Below are 14,209 nucleotides of genomic sequence, written 5' to 3'. Positions count from 1 at the left end.
AAATATGATTATTTTAGTATATCTTCAATAAATTTTGGTAATACAAAACAAGATTTATGAAGCTTTTTAGTGTAATACTTACTTTCTATATCTACAATATTTGATAAATCTACCTTCTCAGGATCATATTTTTTAGAACCTACAGTAAAACTCCAAAATCCGCTTGGATATGTAGGTATAGCTGCCATAAATAATTTAGTTATAGGAAAAACAGCTTTAGCATCGTCGTAAACTCGTTTCACTACATCAGGTAAGTAAAATGGAGTTTCAGTTTGAGCTATAAATATTCCATCCTCTGTTAAACATTCGAATATTTCTTTGTAGAAGCTTCCACCAAATAAGCCTTCAGCAGCTCCAAAAGGATCAGTAGAATCAACAATTATAACATCAAATTGATTTTTGTGCTCGTGAACATATTTTATACCGTCACCTATAAATACTTCACATCTTGCATCATCTAAAGCACAACTAATTTCAGGAAGAAATTTCTTACATTGGTCAACTACTTCACCATCAATCTCGCATAAAACGGCTTTTTTAACAGATGGATGTTTTAAAACTTCTCTTATAGCACCGCCGTCACCACCACCAACAACAAGTACTTTTTTAGGATTTGGATGTGTAAATAGTGGTATGTGTGAAATCATTTCATGATAAACATATTCATCTTTTACAGTAGTTTGAACAATTCCATCTAATATAAGCATTCTTCCAAATGCATAGGTATCTACTATAGATAAATCTTGATACTCAGTTTTTTTAGTAACAAGAGTTTCTTTTATTTTATATGTCATTGCAGCATCTTCTATTTGACCTTCTTTTAACCACATATCCATATTATGTATACCTCCCTAGTATATAATTTAAGTAAAAGCACAAAAAATTACAAATACTTCTAAATTTATCGCTATATTTTTATATAAGTAGTCAAGCAAATATTATTATAGCAATGATTTAAGCAAAAGACAATTATTAAAATTATATACAAAACATGATCTTTTATGTAAAAAAATACACTTAAACTACCCTTTATACAATAGAGAGTCTTAATACTGGTAACTGAAGAATAAATATATAAAAAAATTTTATATATACTGAATAAAATATGAGTAATATGTAAAAAATAAGAAATAGAAAAAATATACAAAAATGAAGGAAAATTATTCCACGTGTAGAATATAAGTTAAAGTAATATTTTATTCAAAAACTTTAAAAATTATTATATAAAATATAACAGAAGGGGGGTAAGATAGTCTGGCTCGGACTATGCATAAATTTCATGCATATACTGTAATGATATATATTGTTAAAGTGTTGTTACAGTCATTCTAGAGTTTTGCCACTAATTTTAGAATGAGTAAATTAAAGTTAAAGAGTTAGTCTTTAACGCTAAAACTAAGAGTGGATATAGTTTTTGAATTTGGTTTTAGTAGAGCGGTGATAGTATGTATTTAGAATTTGAAAACAAAGAGGATAAACTTATTGTTCATATGATTGGAGAATTAGACCATCATAGTGCTGAGGAAGTAAGGAGCAAGATTGATGATAGGTTAGATAGGGACAACATTAGCAAACTAATAATGGATTTTCAGGGTATAAGCTTTATGGACAGTTCTGGAATAGGTGTAGTTATAGGAAGATATAAAAAGTTAACATTAAAAAAAGGTGATATTTGTATAATAAATGTTAGCGATTCAGTTAAGAGAGTTTTTGAGTTATCTGGTATGTTTAAGATAATCAAGCTCTATGAAAGTCTAGAAGATGCAGTTAGGAACATTTAATGGGGGGATTAAATATGTACGAAAATATGATGAAAATAGAATTTTTAAGTAAATCACAAAATGAAAGCTTTGCTAGGGTAGCAGTAGCAGCTTTTGCGTCACAGCTAGATCCTACCATAGAGGAGCTAACAGATATTAAAACAGCTATTTCTGAAGCAGTAACAAACTCAATCATTCATGGATATGAAAACAAGGAGGGATTAGTTAAAATTGAAGCTTATATTAAAGACCAGGAGTTTACAATAATAGTAGAGGATGAAGGGGCTGGTATAGAAAATATAGAGATTGCTATGCAACCACTATATACATCTAGGCCAGATCTGGAAAGATCAGGTATGGGTTTTACAGTAATGGAAACCTTTATGGATAGTTTAAACGTTGAGTCAGAGAAAGGTAAAGGAACAAGAATAACAATGAGAAAAGTTTTTAAATCTTTAAGTTAGGTGGAGAATATGAGTGAAGAAGCAATAAAAAAATTAAATTATGATTATAAAGATAACCTTGAACTCATTAAACGCGCCAAAAATGGAGACAAGGAGACCTTAAACAAATTAGTAGAAGTTAACTTTCCGTTGGTAGCTACTATAAGTAAAAAGTTTCTGAATAGAGGATATGAATATGAAGATATTTTTCAAATAGGCTGTATGGGATTAGTAAAGGCTGTAAATAATTTTGATGAAAAGTATAATGTAAAATTTTCTACATATGCAGTACCTATGATTCTTGGAGAAATCAAAAGGTTTATAAGAGACGATGGAATGATAAAGGTTAGCAGGAGCGTTAAAAATGTAGCCAAGAAGCTTCATTATGATAAAGAAGCACTTACTAAAAAGCTTGATAGAGATCCTACTATTGAAGAATTGTCAGAATACTCAGGGATAACTGTTGAAGACATCATATTTGCAACGGAATCTGTTAACAGCTTGCAGTATTTATATGATACTATCCATCAGGATGATGGAGCACCTGTTTTGTTAATAGATAAGCTAAGTGAAAATCCAGATCAAGACAATGAAATGATAGATAAAATTGCCTTAAAAGAGGCACTTAAAAGCTTAGATGTTAAATCTAGACAAATTATAATGCTTAGATATTTTAAAGATAAAACTCAAGTACAAGTAGCTAAGATGCTAGGAATTAGTCAGGTACAAGTATCTAGAATTGAAAAAAAGGTTTTAAAAATAATGAGAGAAAATTTAAGCGGATAGGATACATATTACAAATGTATCCTATTTTATTTTTGTTTAAAAATATTAATTGTGCACAAAATAGATTTAATATAAGCATTAAATTAAAGGAAGTGATTGATGTGGGAATTAAAGAGGAAATAGTAAAAGAAAAGTTTAAGAAGTTATCAAAGCAGATATTACCTAAACCCAATATTATAAAAAATTGTATAAGTGCATTTGTGGTGGGAGGTCTTATTTGTGATATAGGACAATTTTTTTACAATTACTTATTGAATATAGGAATACCTAAAGCGGATATAGGAACTTATGTTTCTATAATTATGATTTTTATTGGTGCGTTACTTACAGGTATTGGTGTGTATGATAAAATAGCAACTTTTGCGGGAGCTGGTACTGTAGTGCCTATAACTGGTTTTGCTAACTCTGTAGTATCACCAGCAATGGAATTTAAAAGAGAAGGACATGTGCTTGGTATAGGAGCTAAGATGTTTATAATAGCTGGGCCAGTATTAGTTTATGGAATAAGTACATCTGTATTAGTAGGCATAATATATTTTATAGCTACTAAAGTGTAATTGATATATATGTAGATACACAATCCACAAACTTTACATATCCACTAGTATAAGTGAGTTTATGGAATTGCTTATCTATAGAAAGGAAATGGGGTGATCTTCTTGAATAAAAAAATTGGAAAGCATACTGTAAAAATAGAAACTAAGCCTAAAATTATTGCTACTATGAGTATAGTTGGACCTAAAGAAGGGCAAGGAAGGTTATCTGAGTATTTTGATGTGATTTTAGAAGATGATTTAAATGGCACTGAAAGTTTTGAAAAAGCAGAAAGCAATATGCTCTATAGCGCAGTAATAGAGAGTATAAATAAAGCAAAGCTTGAGGAAGAAGAAATAGATTTTCTACTTGCAGGTGATTTACTTAATCAGTTAACCTCCTCATGTTTTGCAGCTAGAGGAATAAATATACCGTTTTTAGGCATTTATGGGGCCTGTTCTACTATGACAGAGTCTTTAGGTTTAGCTGCTATGATTATGGATGGTAACTTTGCTAATTATATTGTTGCGGCTACCTCATCTCATTTTGCTGCAGCAGAAAGACAATTTAGGTTTCCTTTAGAATTTGGCAATCAAAGGTCTCTTACAGCTCAATGGACTGTAACTGGGGCTGGTGCCGTTGTTTTAGGGAGAAAAGGGAACTACCCATGTATTACTTATGTTACTATTGGAAAAGTAAAAGATTATGGGATAAACGATCCTAATAATATGGGAGCGGCTATGGCACCAGCAGCAGTATCTACTTTATATCAGCACTTTAAGGATACTGGAAGAAGTCCAAATTACTACGATTTAATAGCAACAGGGGATTTGGGCAAGTTTGGAAGAGAGATTACTGTGAAATTATTACAGGAATATGGATATGATGTAAAGGATAACTATATAGATTGTGGAGAAAAAATTTTTGATAACGAAAATCAAGGCACAAATGCTGGTGGCAGCGGATGTGGATGTTCAGCTGTAGTGTGCTGCGGATATATATATAAGAATATGTTAAAGGGAAAATTTAGAAGGGTTTTATTAGTATCTACTGGGGCTTTATTAAGTACGACATCATCATTGCAAGGAGAAAGTATTCCAGGTATTGCACATGCAGTTTCTATAGAATACGAAGATTCGGAGGAAGAATAATGAGAGACTATGCAGCGGCTTTTCTAGTGGGAGGAACAATATGTGTAATTGCTCAAATACTTATGGATAAAACAAAACTTACCCCTGCCAGAATTCTGGTGAGTTTTGTGACTTTAGGAGTTATTTTAGGAGCATTAAATATATATGATGTTGTTGTTGAAGTTGGATTTGCAGGTGCAACTGTACCACTACCAGGCTTTGGGTATTGTCTTGCAAAGGCTACAATAAATGAAGTTGAAAATAAAGGTTTAATTGGAGCCTTTACCGGTGGAATTAAAGGAGCAGCAGGTGGGATAACAGCTGCAATAATATTTGGATATATAATGTCTTTATTATTTAACCCTAAAACTAAAGAGTAATATATTTTAAAATTAAGTATACAAGTAAAAAGAGCTAATTCTAAATTAGCTCAATTTAAGATAGTAGGCTTTTTAGGATTTAAATTATTTTTAGGTGTAGTATTGTCTGAGTTAGTTGAGTTATTTATATTTTCATCGTTATTAGTATTGTTATTTGGATTAACGTTATCAGAATTAGGGTCTAAATTAGTGTTTGTATTAGTATTAGTATTAGTATCTTTGTTTACATCGTTAGTATTATTTTCTGTATCAGAACCACCTTTAAACGGTCTTAGTATTTTATCTAGTATAGAATTAGAGTCAGAATTAGAATCATTTTTTCCGGATGAATGTGGAAAATTACAGTAGTCAGCTGGAACGGTACCATCTACAAATAATTCGGTATATGGTTTATTACCTGTAGGGTCATTAAAACATGCGCTAGTTGGAAGTTTTCCAGATTCAGAGCAAACTACTGCACTCACTACTCCAGATGGCATATCTAAGTCTTTCGGTTCTAAATTCTGATGAACTGGCTTCATTATTAACGACCATGCTTTAGCAGCAGTATTACTTATTAAACCACTTTCATATCCATACTTACCACTACCTATTGCGCTGTAGTCATCATTACCAATCCAAACAGCAGCTGAGTAATAAGGGGTAAGGCCTACAAACCATAAATCCTTGTTATCACTTGAAGTACCAGTTTTACCTCTCACAGGCATTGACCCAAAGTTCGCTCTCGGTCCAGTACCCTCAGAGCTAACAGGTCCTTTTAGTAAATCATACATTATATAAGCACTCTCTGGTGAAAGCACTTGTTTGGATTGAACCTTATTTTCTAATATAATTTTGCCACTTCTGTCTAAAACTTTACGATAAAGTCTAGGAGTAGTATAGTTTCCAGCATTTCCGAAAACCCCATAAGCTGCAGCCATAGTAAGTGGGGTTGTGCCGTGCGTTTGTCCTAGAGATAAAGCAGCAATACTTGTTTTATCTCTAGCGTTTAAATTTAATCCGAATTTTTCAGCATACTCTATACCGGTTTTTAATCCAATCTGATTTTCAAGTTTTACAGCTACTGTATTTACAGAATGAACTAGAGCTGTTCTCAAAGTTATATTTTCGCCATATGCTCCATATCCTTCATAATCATTTCGTGGATACTGTTTCCCGCTTTGGCCGTATAATTTAGCTATATCTTCTGAAAGAGGAGAATCTGCTATTACAGTAGCTGCAGTTGCTTGTTTTGAATCAATGGCAGCCCCATATACAGTAAGAGGTTTTATGCTAGACCCAGGAGATCTAGTATATGGACTTAAGTAACTAACCGCAGCTGCTCTATTATGGGACATAGGAGGTTGGTTTCCTCTTCCTCCTATAATTGATTTTATTTCTCCGGTGTGATAATCCATTATTACAGCAGATGCTTGAGGTTGTAGTATACCATTCTTATCCTTTCTAGATTCGATACCAAAGGTACTATCATCATTTAATGTTTTTTGTGTGTTGTACTGAATATCTTTATTCATAGTAGTAAATATTTTTAGACCACCATACATAAGCAGATGCTGTACTTGAGTATCGTTGTAGTGATACTGAGCTTTTAAATCATTTTTTACTTGTTCGATAGCAGGAATTGAAAAATACTCATAATCCAATCTGTTAGGAGCAACATTAGGTTTAAAGGTTAACTTGTTACTAGATAAATCATTTAATGCACTTTCATACTGTTGCTGTGTTATGTAACCATTTTCATGCATTTTCATCAACACGGTTTCAGTTCTATTTATATATGCTGATGGATTACTTTTTAATACAGTTGATGAATAAAACAATGTAGGACTTTGAGGTATACCTGCAATAAAAGCACATTGAATTAAGCTTAGTTTTTCTGCTGGTGTACTAAAATATTGCTGGGCAGCAGCTTCGACTCCATAGGCCTTACCACCTAACCATATAGTATTCATATATCCTTCTAATATTTGATCCTTTGTTAGATAATTTTCTAGTTGTACAGATAAATACATCTCCTGAATTTTTCTTTTAAGAGTTACTTCAGAGGATAATATAGTGTTTCTTACAAGTTGTTGGGTTATAGTAGATGCACCTTGTAAGCCAGATTGACCACTAATCTTATTTTTAATATCTATGATAACTACGCCAGCTATTCTTTTTATATCGATTCCTTTATGTGTATAAAACCTTTCGTCTTCAATACTTACAAAAGCGTCTTTTAATTGTTGGGGCATTATATTAAAAGGAATAACTGTTCTTTGCTCATTTGTGACAACTACATCCATAAAATCATCCTTGTCATTAAATAACTTTGAAGGTTCATTTAATGTTAAAATTTCATTTACGTCTAATGCAGGTGCACTCTTTATTATAGCCAATACAGCTCCACCCGTTGCAACAGAAGCTAATAAAAATAACATAAATATAGTAATAACTGTTGCTTTTAGGTATCTATAAGGAGCTTTTTTGCGCTTTCTACCCATAATTGTCCTCCTTGATTTTAAATATAAAATGATAATTTTAAATAATTATATCATAAAACAATATATTAATAAAATATACAGCAATAACTTAGATAAATAAAGAATGACTATACTTCATATAAATATATAAAGCAAGAGTTTAAGGGTGTGATAACATTAAAAGGTTTAGAGCAAGTGATAATAAATTAAAGGTTTATATTATAATTTCTGTAGTTTTAATTTTCTTAAGTATTTTTATCTACTATATAAATTTACTTATGAGCCCTGCTGTAATAACTGCCTCTGACGTAGAGACAAGAGCTAAAGTAACAGAAATAATAAACTCAGTAATACTAAATGAATATTTAGCTCAATTTAATTATGATAATGTTGTTCATGTGGAAAAAGATAAAGATGGAAACATAGTGATGATTAAAGCTGATACCTTAAAAATGAATAAGATAGCCTGTGATGTAGCTTTGGAATCACAAAATCAACTAAAAAACATAGGCGAAGTTGGACTGAAATTACCATTAGGATATATATTAAAAAACAATTTATTAGCATTTTTTGGACCAGATATTACAGTAAAGATGAAACCAGTGGGATACATAGAAACTAAATATTTATCTGACTTCGAAAGTGCAGGGATTAATCAAACTAGGCATAAAATATATGTACAAGTTAAAACAAGAATGAAGATAATAATACCTTTTAATAGTAAGGATATAGAGGTTAAAAACGAAGTGCCAATATCTGAAACTATAATTGTTGGTAAAGTACCAGAAACTGCAATAAATCTTGGATTAGACAATGCAGGCTATACGTTGCCAAACGGGAAGTAATTTACGTTATATAGATAAAAAAAGACTGTAATGAGTACAGCCCTTTTACGTATTACTTTTCTTCCCAATTAAATATATAGGGTACATTTCTGTAATAATCACCATAGTTTAATCCATAGCCCACAACAAATACATCTGGAATTTCGAAACAACAGAAGTCTGGTTTAAGGTCTACTTTTCTTCTTTCAGGTTTATCTAGAAGGACGCAGCACTTTACGCTGGAGGCTCCTAATGCTTTAACATGACCAATTACAAAATCCATTGTTATTCCAGTGTCTATAATATCATCTACTATAAGCACATCATATCCTTCAATGTTATCAGGTATATCATTTATAACTTTAACGCACCCGGAAGATATTTCGGCATTTCCATAGCTTGAAGTTGTCATAAATCCAACTTTTAATTGTATACTTAGTTCTCTAACTAGATCAGCTGCAAATATAAAGCTTCCTCTTAGAAGGGATAAAACATATAGGTTTTTTCCATGATATTCTTTGGAAATTTCTTTACCTAATTCTTGTACTCTTTCAGCAATTTGCTCTTTAGTTAGTAGTATATTTCTTGCGTTAGCTTCCATTGTAATCCTCCAAAACACATATATTTACAATAATGATTTTATAGTATAAAATTAAATGAAAGTTGTCAAGTGTATAGGGTTTCGCAGTTGGAAACTTAACTTACACCACCGAATATGCTGCCAAACTTCAGCATGTTAAAAACTTTTAATCAGTCTAAAGCTTGTGTTTTAAGCAGAGAGCCAAAATCTGTAATTTTGTGCGAATCGGTTAAGCAGACATACAAAATCTGTGATTTTCATATGGTCGCTTACTCTGTGAGGAAGGGAAGAGTAGTTTCATTATAAATTTACAAGAGCCTTCGATAAACTCGCTTCGCTCAAGCAATCTAAGGTTCTAAGATTTTCTAAAATACTTCACTAAGACTGATAAAAAAGTTTTTAAATGTGCTTCAGTTTGACAACATATTCCTACGCATAAGTTAAGTTCCAAGTCTGGAACCCTATGTGTAGAAAAAAATGAATAATTATATTAAAAATTTAAGATTATATATTTTATTATGTACTATTAATGAGAATATTACTAATATAATGAAAGTGTTGGAGTGATTTTATGATATACGGAAACATAGAAGGAATAAGAAAATCAATACTAGACAGATTGGAAAATGCCTATGATTTAAAGCTTCCAAAAGATAGTGTTTGTAATGAAGAACTAATTGGATTACTTTGCCAGACCACAACCATGTTAAATAGAGAGGTAAGCGTAGCCGTTGATAGAAAAGGAAATGTAGTAAGTATAGCTGTAGGAGATAGTACTACAGTGGAAATGCCTGAGGTTGATATAAAAGAAAAAAAACTATCGGGAATAAGAATAATACACACACATCCTAATGGAAACTCTAGGTTATCGGCTATTGATATTTCTGCATTAGTGAAACTAAGATTGGATTGTATTGCAGCTATTGGAGTTGATAATGGTGGATGTACTGATATAGCTTTAGGTTTTTGTACTATAAAAGATGACTTGCTTATAGGAGAAATGACAGAGTCGTTAAATATAAGTCAGGCTTTAGAATATAATATAGTTGACAAGATTAATTATATAGAAAGCCTTATGAAGGATAGAGAGGTTATAGAAGATAATAGCGAAAGAGCTATATTAGTTGGTGTAGAAAGTGAAGAAAGTATAGATGAATTAGCTGAATTAGCTAAAGCTTGTAATGTAAAGGTTATTGAAAAAGTATTACAAAAAAGATCAACTATAGATAATGCTTTTTATGTTGGAAAGGGCAAGTTAGAAGAAATAGCTCTTTTAAGGCAGGCTTGTGGAGCAAATGTTGTTATATTTGACGATGAACTCTCAGCGTCCCAGGTAAGAAACTTAGAAGAAAATATAGGGGCGAAGGTTATAGATAGGACCACGTTAATACTTGAGATATTTGCTACAAGAGCAAGGAGTAGAGAAGCTAAAATACAGGTTGAACTTGCGCAACTAAAATACAGATTACCAAGGTTATCCGGGCTTGGTACAGTTCTTTCAAGAACAGGTGCTGGCATAGGAACCAGAGGTCCAGGAGAAAAAAAGCTGGAGATAGATAAGAGGCATATAAGGGAGAAAATTTATGATTTAACTAGAGAGTTAAAGAAGATAAGATTAGTAAGAGAAACTCAGAGAGAGAGAAGAAACGATATACCAAAAATATCTTTAGTAGGATATACCAATGCTGGTAAATCAACTCTGAGGAATAAATTGTGTGAAATAGCAATGCCAAAGGAATCAGCACAAAAAGAAAAGGTATTTGAAGCAGATATGCTTTTTGCTACATTAGATATTACTACAAGGGCCATAGAACTAAATGATGGAAGAATAGCTGCAGTGACAGATACAGTTGGTTTTATTAGAAAACTACCTCATGATTTAGTTGAAGCTTTTAAATCAACATTAGAAGAGGTAATATATTCTGATTTACTACTGCATGTGGTTGATGTTTCATCAGATAGTGCAGAAAAACAAATAGAAGCAGTAGAAAATGTTCTAGAACAGCTTGGAGCAAAAAATAAGTCTACTGTACTTGTTTTAAACAAAATTGACAGAGCTAATGAAGAAAACATAAATAACATATCAAATAGATATAAAAACATTAAGGTACTACATATTTCTGCAAAAGAAGAGAAAAATTTAGATTTACTCTTGAATACTATAGCAGAAATGTTGCCTTATACCTTAAAAAAAGTTGAATATATCATTCCTTATAATGAACAATCAATTGTAGCATTTTTACATAGAAATTCAAAGGTTGAGAAAGAAGAATATGAAGAAAATGGTACTTACATAAGTGCTTTAGTAGACATTGAAGTGTTTAATAAATGTAAGGAATATATGATAAACTTAGAAGAACAAGTATAGAGTATTGCAATACTCTATACTTGTTTTTTTGTAAAAGATGGGAAAGATATTGCTAGTAAAGTATTTTAAATATATATAAGAAAGAAGTGATTATTAGTGGATAAAGTATGCCCTTTGTGTAACAAATTGGAGGATGTAAATAAGGAATGTGTAGAATGTGGAGGTGCTATGAATAATTTAGGTAGGGTACAGGATTTTTCTGAACCATATGGTCCACAGCAGCCTATACGAGATGCTGATGATTACTGTGCTCACTTATTTAAATGCAAAAGTTGTAATAATGCGGAAAGAGTGAAAATAGGTAAAATTGAAATATAAGCATTGAAAGAATTCATTCATGTGTGCAACTTTAGTATTGTAATTATACTTAAATGTATTATATAATAAAAAAAATTAAAGATTCATTTAATTTTATGCTGCTGATAAACATTTGTTACTATCAGCATTTTTTTTAAGATACAGTTTTTTATAAAAAGGGGGCATCAATAAAATGGAAAGGACAATATTACAATATCAAAAGGCTTTTAATAGTATAATTGAAAGATTAAAAAGTAATGAGTCAGTTTTAGCTGTTATGGTATTTGGAAGTATGGTTACTGGGGACCTATGGGATGAATCAGATATCGATCTCTTTGTTGTGTTGAATAAAAAGAACCATGATATAGAAAATATTTATACAGAAGAGAAAGATATACCGGTTCATATTAAACTCATGAGCAAAAGTAAGTTCTTGCAATTACATGAGGAAGATTTACGAGGTGGATTTATTCATAGGATTTTTGCTTCATCAAGATTAGTATTTTCTAAGGATGCAGAGGTAACTACAAGATATGATAATGGAAGATATTATCCAGATTTAGATAGAGAAAGATGGAATATGGTATACCTTGGTAATTTGTTAAAGAGTATAGGAATATCTAAAAAATATTTACATAATAATGGGGTGTGTACTGCCTATACTGCAGCTGTAAAATCTGTAGAGGAGTTTGCAAGGCTATATGTAAATTCTTCTGGATATATGATTAGTAAAGATGCTATGACAATGGCAATGAATTTAAATGATGATTTCAGAAAGTGTGTAGAAGAGTTATTTTTTAATAAGACAAATATAGAAGAAGCTATAAATAATACGCTTAAATTATTACAAAAGAATGTAGACGAATCTATTAGAAACCTAACCAACGTACTACTTAACTATATGAGAGAAAAGGATAGCTTTCTTAGTGCTGAAAATATTAAAAAGGATAAATTATTTAGTAGTTATGATATAAATATGGAGGATATATTAAATAAACTCTGGGAAAAAAATATAATAAAAAAAGAAACAAGAGATTATAAAACAGAAGAGGGCAACGTTTTATTTAAAGAAAATGTGTACTTCATTTAAGATATAAAAACAGACTACAACAAACGAACTTAAATTTTAACATATAAATTTAAGTTCGTTTGCTTTTAAATAAAGATAGTTGATCAGGAGCATATTTTATGAATAAATATTTTATTAATTTAGAACAAGGGGATACTCCTAAATATATTACAATTGTTAAGCATATTAAAAAACTAATTGATAGTAATAAAATCGAAGATGGAGAAAAACTGCCTTCAATAAGAATACTATCAGAACTTTTACATGTAAATAATGTGACTATTGTAAATGCATATAAAAAGCTTCAAAATGAGGGATATGCAATTCAAAAAATAGGAAGTGGTACTTATGCTAAAAAGAAAGAGGTTAATAAAAGTTTTAAAAGGGAGTACTCTGAAGTAATAAAGAAGATATCTGGAAAATTATTAAATGAATACATAGATTTTACAGGCGAGACTCCGTGCAGTAAGTTCTTTCCTGTAAATTCCTTTAAGGATGTGTTAAATGAGGTGTTAGATAGGGATGGAGCAGAAGCTCTTATATACCAAGAATCCTTAGGTTATGAAGGATTAAGAAAAAGTATCAGCAATATTTTTTGGGATAACCGTATTAAAAGTGAAGATATATTAATTGTATCTGGGGCCCAGCAAGGAATAGATATAATATCTAAGGCTTTAATTAATAGCAATGATACTGTGGTGGTAGAGAACCCTACTTATAGTGGTGCATTATCTGTATTTAAGTGGAGACGAGCAGATATACTTGAAGTTCCCATGGAGAGAGATGGCGTAGATATCCCAAAATTTGAAAAGATCCTTAGAAAAAATAATGTAAAATGTTTCTATACTATGAGTTACTTTCAGAATCCTACTGGTATGAGTTATAGTATAGAGAAAAAACTGCAATTATTAAGATTAGCTGAAATATATAATTTTTATATAATAGAAGATGATTACTTGTCAGAATTGATTTATGATGATAACATTCAATACAAAAGCTTTAAAAGTTTAGATAAAAACGATAGGGTTATATATATAAAAAGTTTTTCTAAAATATTTCTACCGGGAATAAGAATAGGATATTTAGTACCACCAGCTAGATTTAGGGAAGTTATTGAAAATTCAAAAATAAATACGGATATATCTACTTCAAGTCTTATGCAAAGAGCACTTGATTTATACATTAATAAAGGTTTTTGGAGAGATTATATTAGTAATTTAAATACAATTTATAAGGATAGATATATATTTACTCAAAAGTGTATAGAGGAAACTTTAAAAGAGAAAGTATATTTTACTAGTCCAGGTGGAGGTCTTCATTTCTATCTGAAGATTAATGATGAAATAAATATTAATTCTATAGAATTATTTAGAGAAGCAAAAAATAGAAAAGTATTAATAACTCCAGGTATACTATTTTACAAAAACCCATCTGAAGGTGAAAAATATTTTAGAATTGGATTTTCACAGATGGATAAGGAAAATATAAAAATCGGACTGGAAACTATTAATGAAGTTATGAATGCTTATAGATAACCATGCCCGAAATTTAACTTATACGACCGAATATGCTGCCA

At 30.9% G+C, this 14,209-nt stretch carries 14 protein-coding genes; 11 read left to right on the top strand and 3 right to left on the bottom strand.

Annotated elements, in window-relative coordinates:
* Positions 1–8: 8 nt before the first annotated feature.
* The gene (gene speE / locus HGI79_RS12845; RefSeq protein WP_185651087.1) at positions 9–836 is read right to left on the bottom strand and encodes a polyamine aminopropyltransferase; all 828 of its coding nucleotides are present in this window, start codon (positions 834–836) and stop codon (positions 9–11) included.
* Between the two features lie 609 nt (positions 837–1,445).
* On the opposite strand from speE, the gene spoIIAA reads away from it, so the two are divergent.
* From spoIIAA to spoVAE, 6 genes are all read left to right on the top strand, one after another.
* Entirely contained in the window at positions 1,446–1,781 is a 336-nt protein-coding gene (spoIIAA, locus tag HGI79_RS12840; protein ID WP_185651086.1) for an anti-sigma F factor antagonist, read from the top strand.
* Positions 1,782–1,795: 14 nt separating this feature from the next.
* Positions 1,796–2,224, top strand: a complete 429-nt coding sequence (gene spoIIAB, locus HGI79_RS12835) for an anti-sigma F factor (protein WP_185651085.1) — start codon at positions 1,796–1,798, stop codon at positions 2,222–2,224.
* Between the two features lie 9 nt (positions 2,225–2,233).
* Complete coding sequence (sigF, locus tag HGI79_RS12830; protein ID WP_185651084.1) at positions 2,234–2,989, top strand: RNA polymerase sporulation sigma factor SigF; 756 nt, start codon at positions 2,234–2,236, stop codon at positions 2,987–2,989.
* Between the two features lie 101 nt (positions 2,990–3,090).
* Complete coding sequence (gene spoVAC / locus HGI79_RS12825) at positions 3,091–3,546, top strand: stage V sporulation protein AC (RefSeq protein ID WP_185651102.1); 456 nt, start codon at positions 3,091–3,093, stop codon at positions 3,544–3,546.
* 102 nt (positions 3,547–3,648) lie between these two features.
* Positions 3,649–4,674: a stage V sporulation protein AD gene (gene spoVAD, locus HGI79_RS12820; RefSeq protein ID WP_185651083.1), complete on the top strand. Its 1,026-nt coding sequence runs from the start codon at positions 3,649–3,651 to the stop codon at positions 4,672–4,674.
* A complete protein-coding gene (gene spoVAE / locus HGI79_RS12815; RefSeq protein ID WP_185651082.1) occupies positions 4,674–5,033 on the top strand; it encodes a stage V sporulation protein AE in 360 nt (119 codons plus the stop codon). Before spoVAD ends, spoVAE begins: the two co-directional genes overlap by 1 nt.
* Positions 5,034–5,083: 50 nt before the next feature.
* Here spoVAE and HGI79_RS12810 read toward each other — a convergent pair whose 3' ends face one another.
* Entirely contained in the window at positions 5,084–7,516 is a 2,433-nt protein-coding gene (locus HGI79_RS12810) for a transglycosylase domain-containing protein (RefSeq protein WP_185651081.1), read from the bottom strand.
* A gap of 155 nt (positions 7,517–7,671) precedes the next feature.
* Here HGI79_RS12810 and yunB point away from each other — a divergent pair, with 155 nt between their 5' ends.
* Positions 7,672–8,340 (top strand): sporulation protein YunB, encoded by a 669-nt coding sequence (gene yunB / locus HGI79_RS12805; RefSeq protein ID WP_313885212.1) that lies wholly within the window; start codon positions 7,672–7,674, stop codon positions 8,338–8,340.
* Positions 8,341–8,392: 52 nt separating this feature from the next.
* Here yunB and hpt read toward each other — a convergent pair whose 3' ends face one another.
* Positions 8,393–8,920 carry a hypoxanthine phosphoribosyltransferase gene (gene hpt, locus HGI79_RS12800; protein ID WP_185651080.1) on the bottom strand — a complete coding sequence of 176 codons (528 nt, stop codon included), beginning with the start codon at positions 8,918–8,920 and terminating at the stop codon, positions 8,393–8,395.
* Positions 8,921–9,470: 550 nt separating this feature from the next.
* Here hpt and hflX point away from each other — a divergent pair.
* From hflX to HGI79_RS12780, 4 genes are all read left to right on the top strand, one after another.
* Positions 9,471–11,267: a GTPase HflX gene (gene hflX / locus HGI79_RS12795; protein WP_185651079.1), complete on the top strand. Its 1,797-nt coding sequence runs from the start codon at positions 9,471–9,473 to the stop codon at positions 11,265–11,267.
* A gap of 114 nt (positions 11,268–11,381) precedes the next feature.
* The gene (locus tag HGI79_RS12790; RefSeq protein ID WP_185651078.1) at positions 11,382–11,585 is read left to right on the top strand and encodes a hypothetical protein; all 204 of its coding nucleotides are present in this window, start codon (positions 11,382–11,384) and stop codon (positions 11,583–11,585) included.
* Positions 11,586–11,757: 172 nt separating this feature from the next.
* Positions 11,758–12,654 (top strand): nucleotidyltransferase domain-containing protein, encoded by an 897-nt coding sequence (locus HGI79_RS12785; RefSeq protein WP_185651077.1) that lies wholly within the window; start codon positions 11,758–11,760, stop codon positions 12,652–12,654.
* Positions 12,655–12,752: 98 nt separating this feature from the next.
* A complete protein-coding gene (locus HGI79_RS12780; RefSeq protein WP_185651076.1) occupies positions 12,753–14,168 on the top strand; it encodes a PLP-dependent aminotransferase family protein in 1,416 nt (471 codons plus the stop codon).
* Positions 14,169–14,209: the final 41 nt, after the last annotated feature.

It is taken from the genome of Clostridium sp. DJ247 (assembly GCF_014231265.1).
Note: the sequence above shows the minus strand (reverse complement) of the source record. Positions and strands in the feature narration are given on the sequence as shown.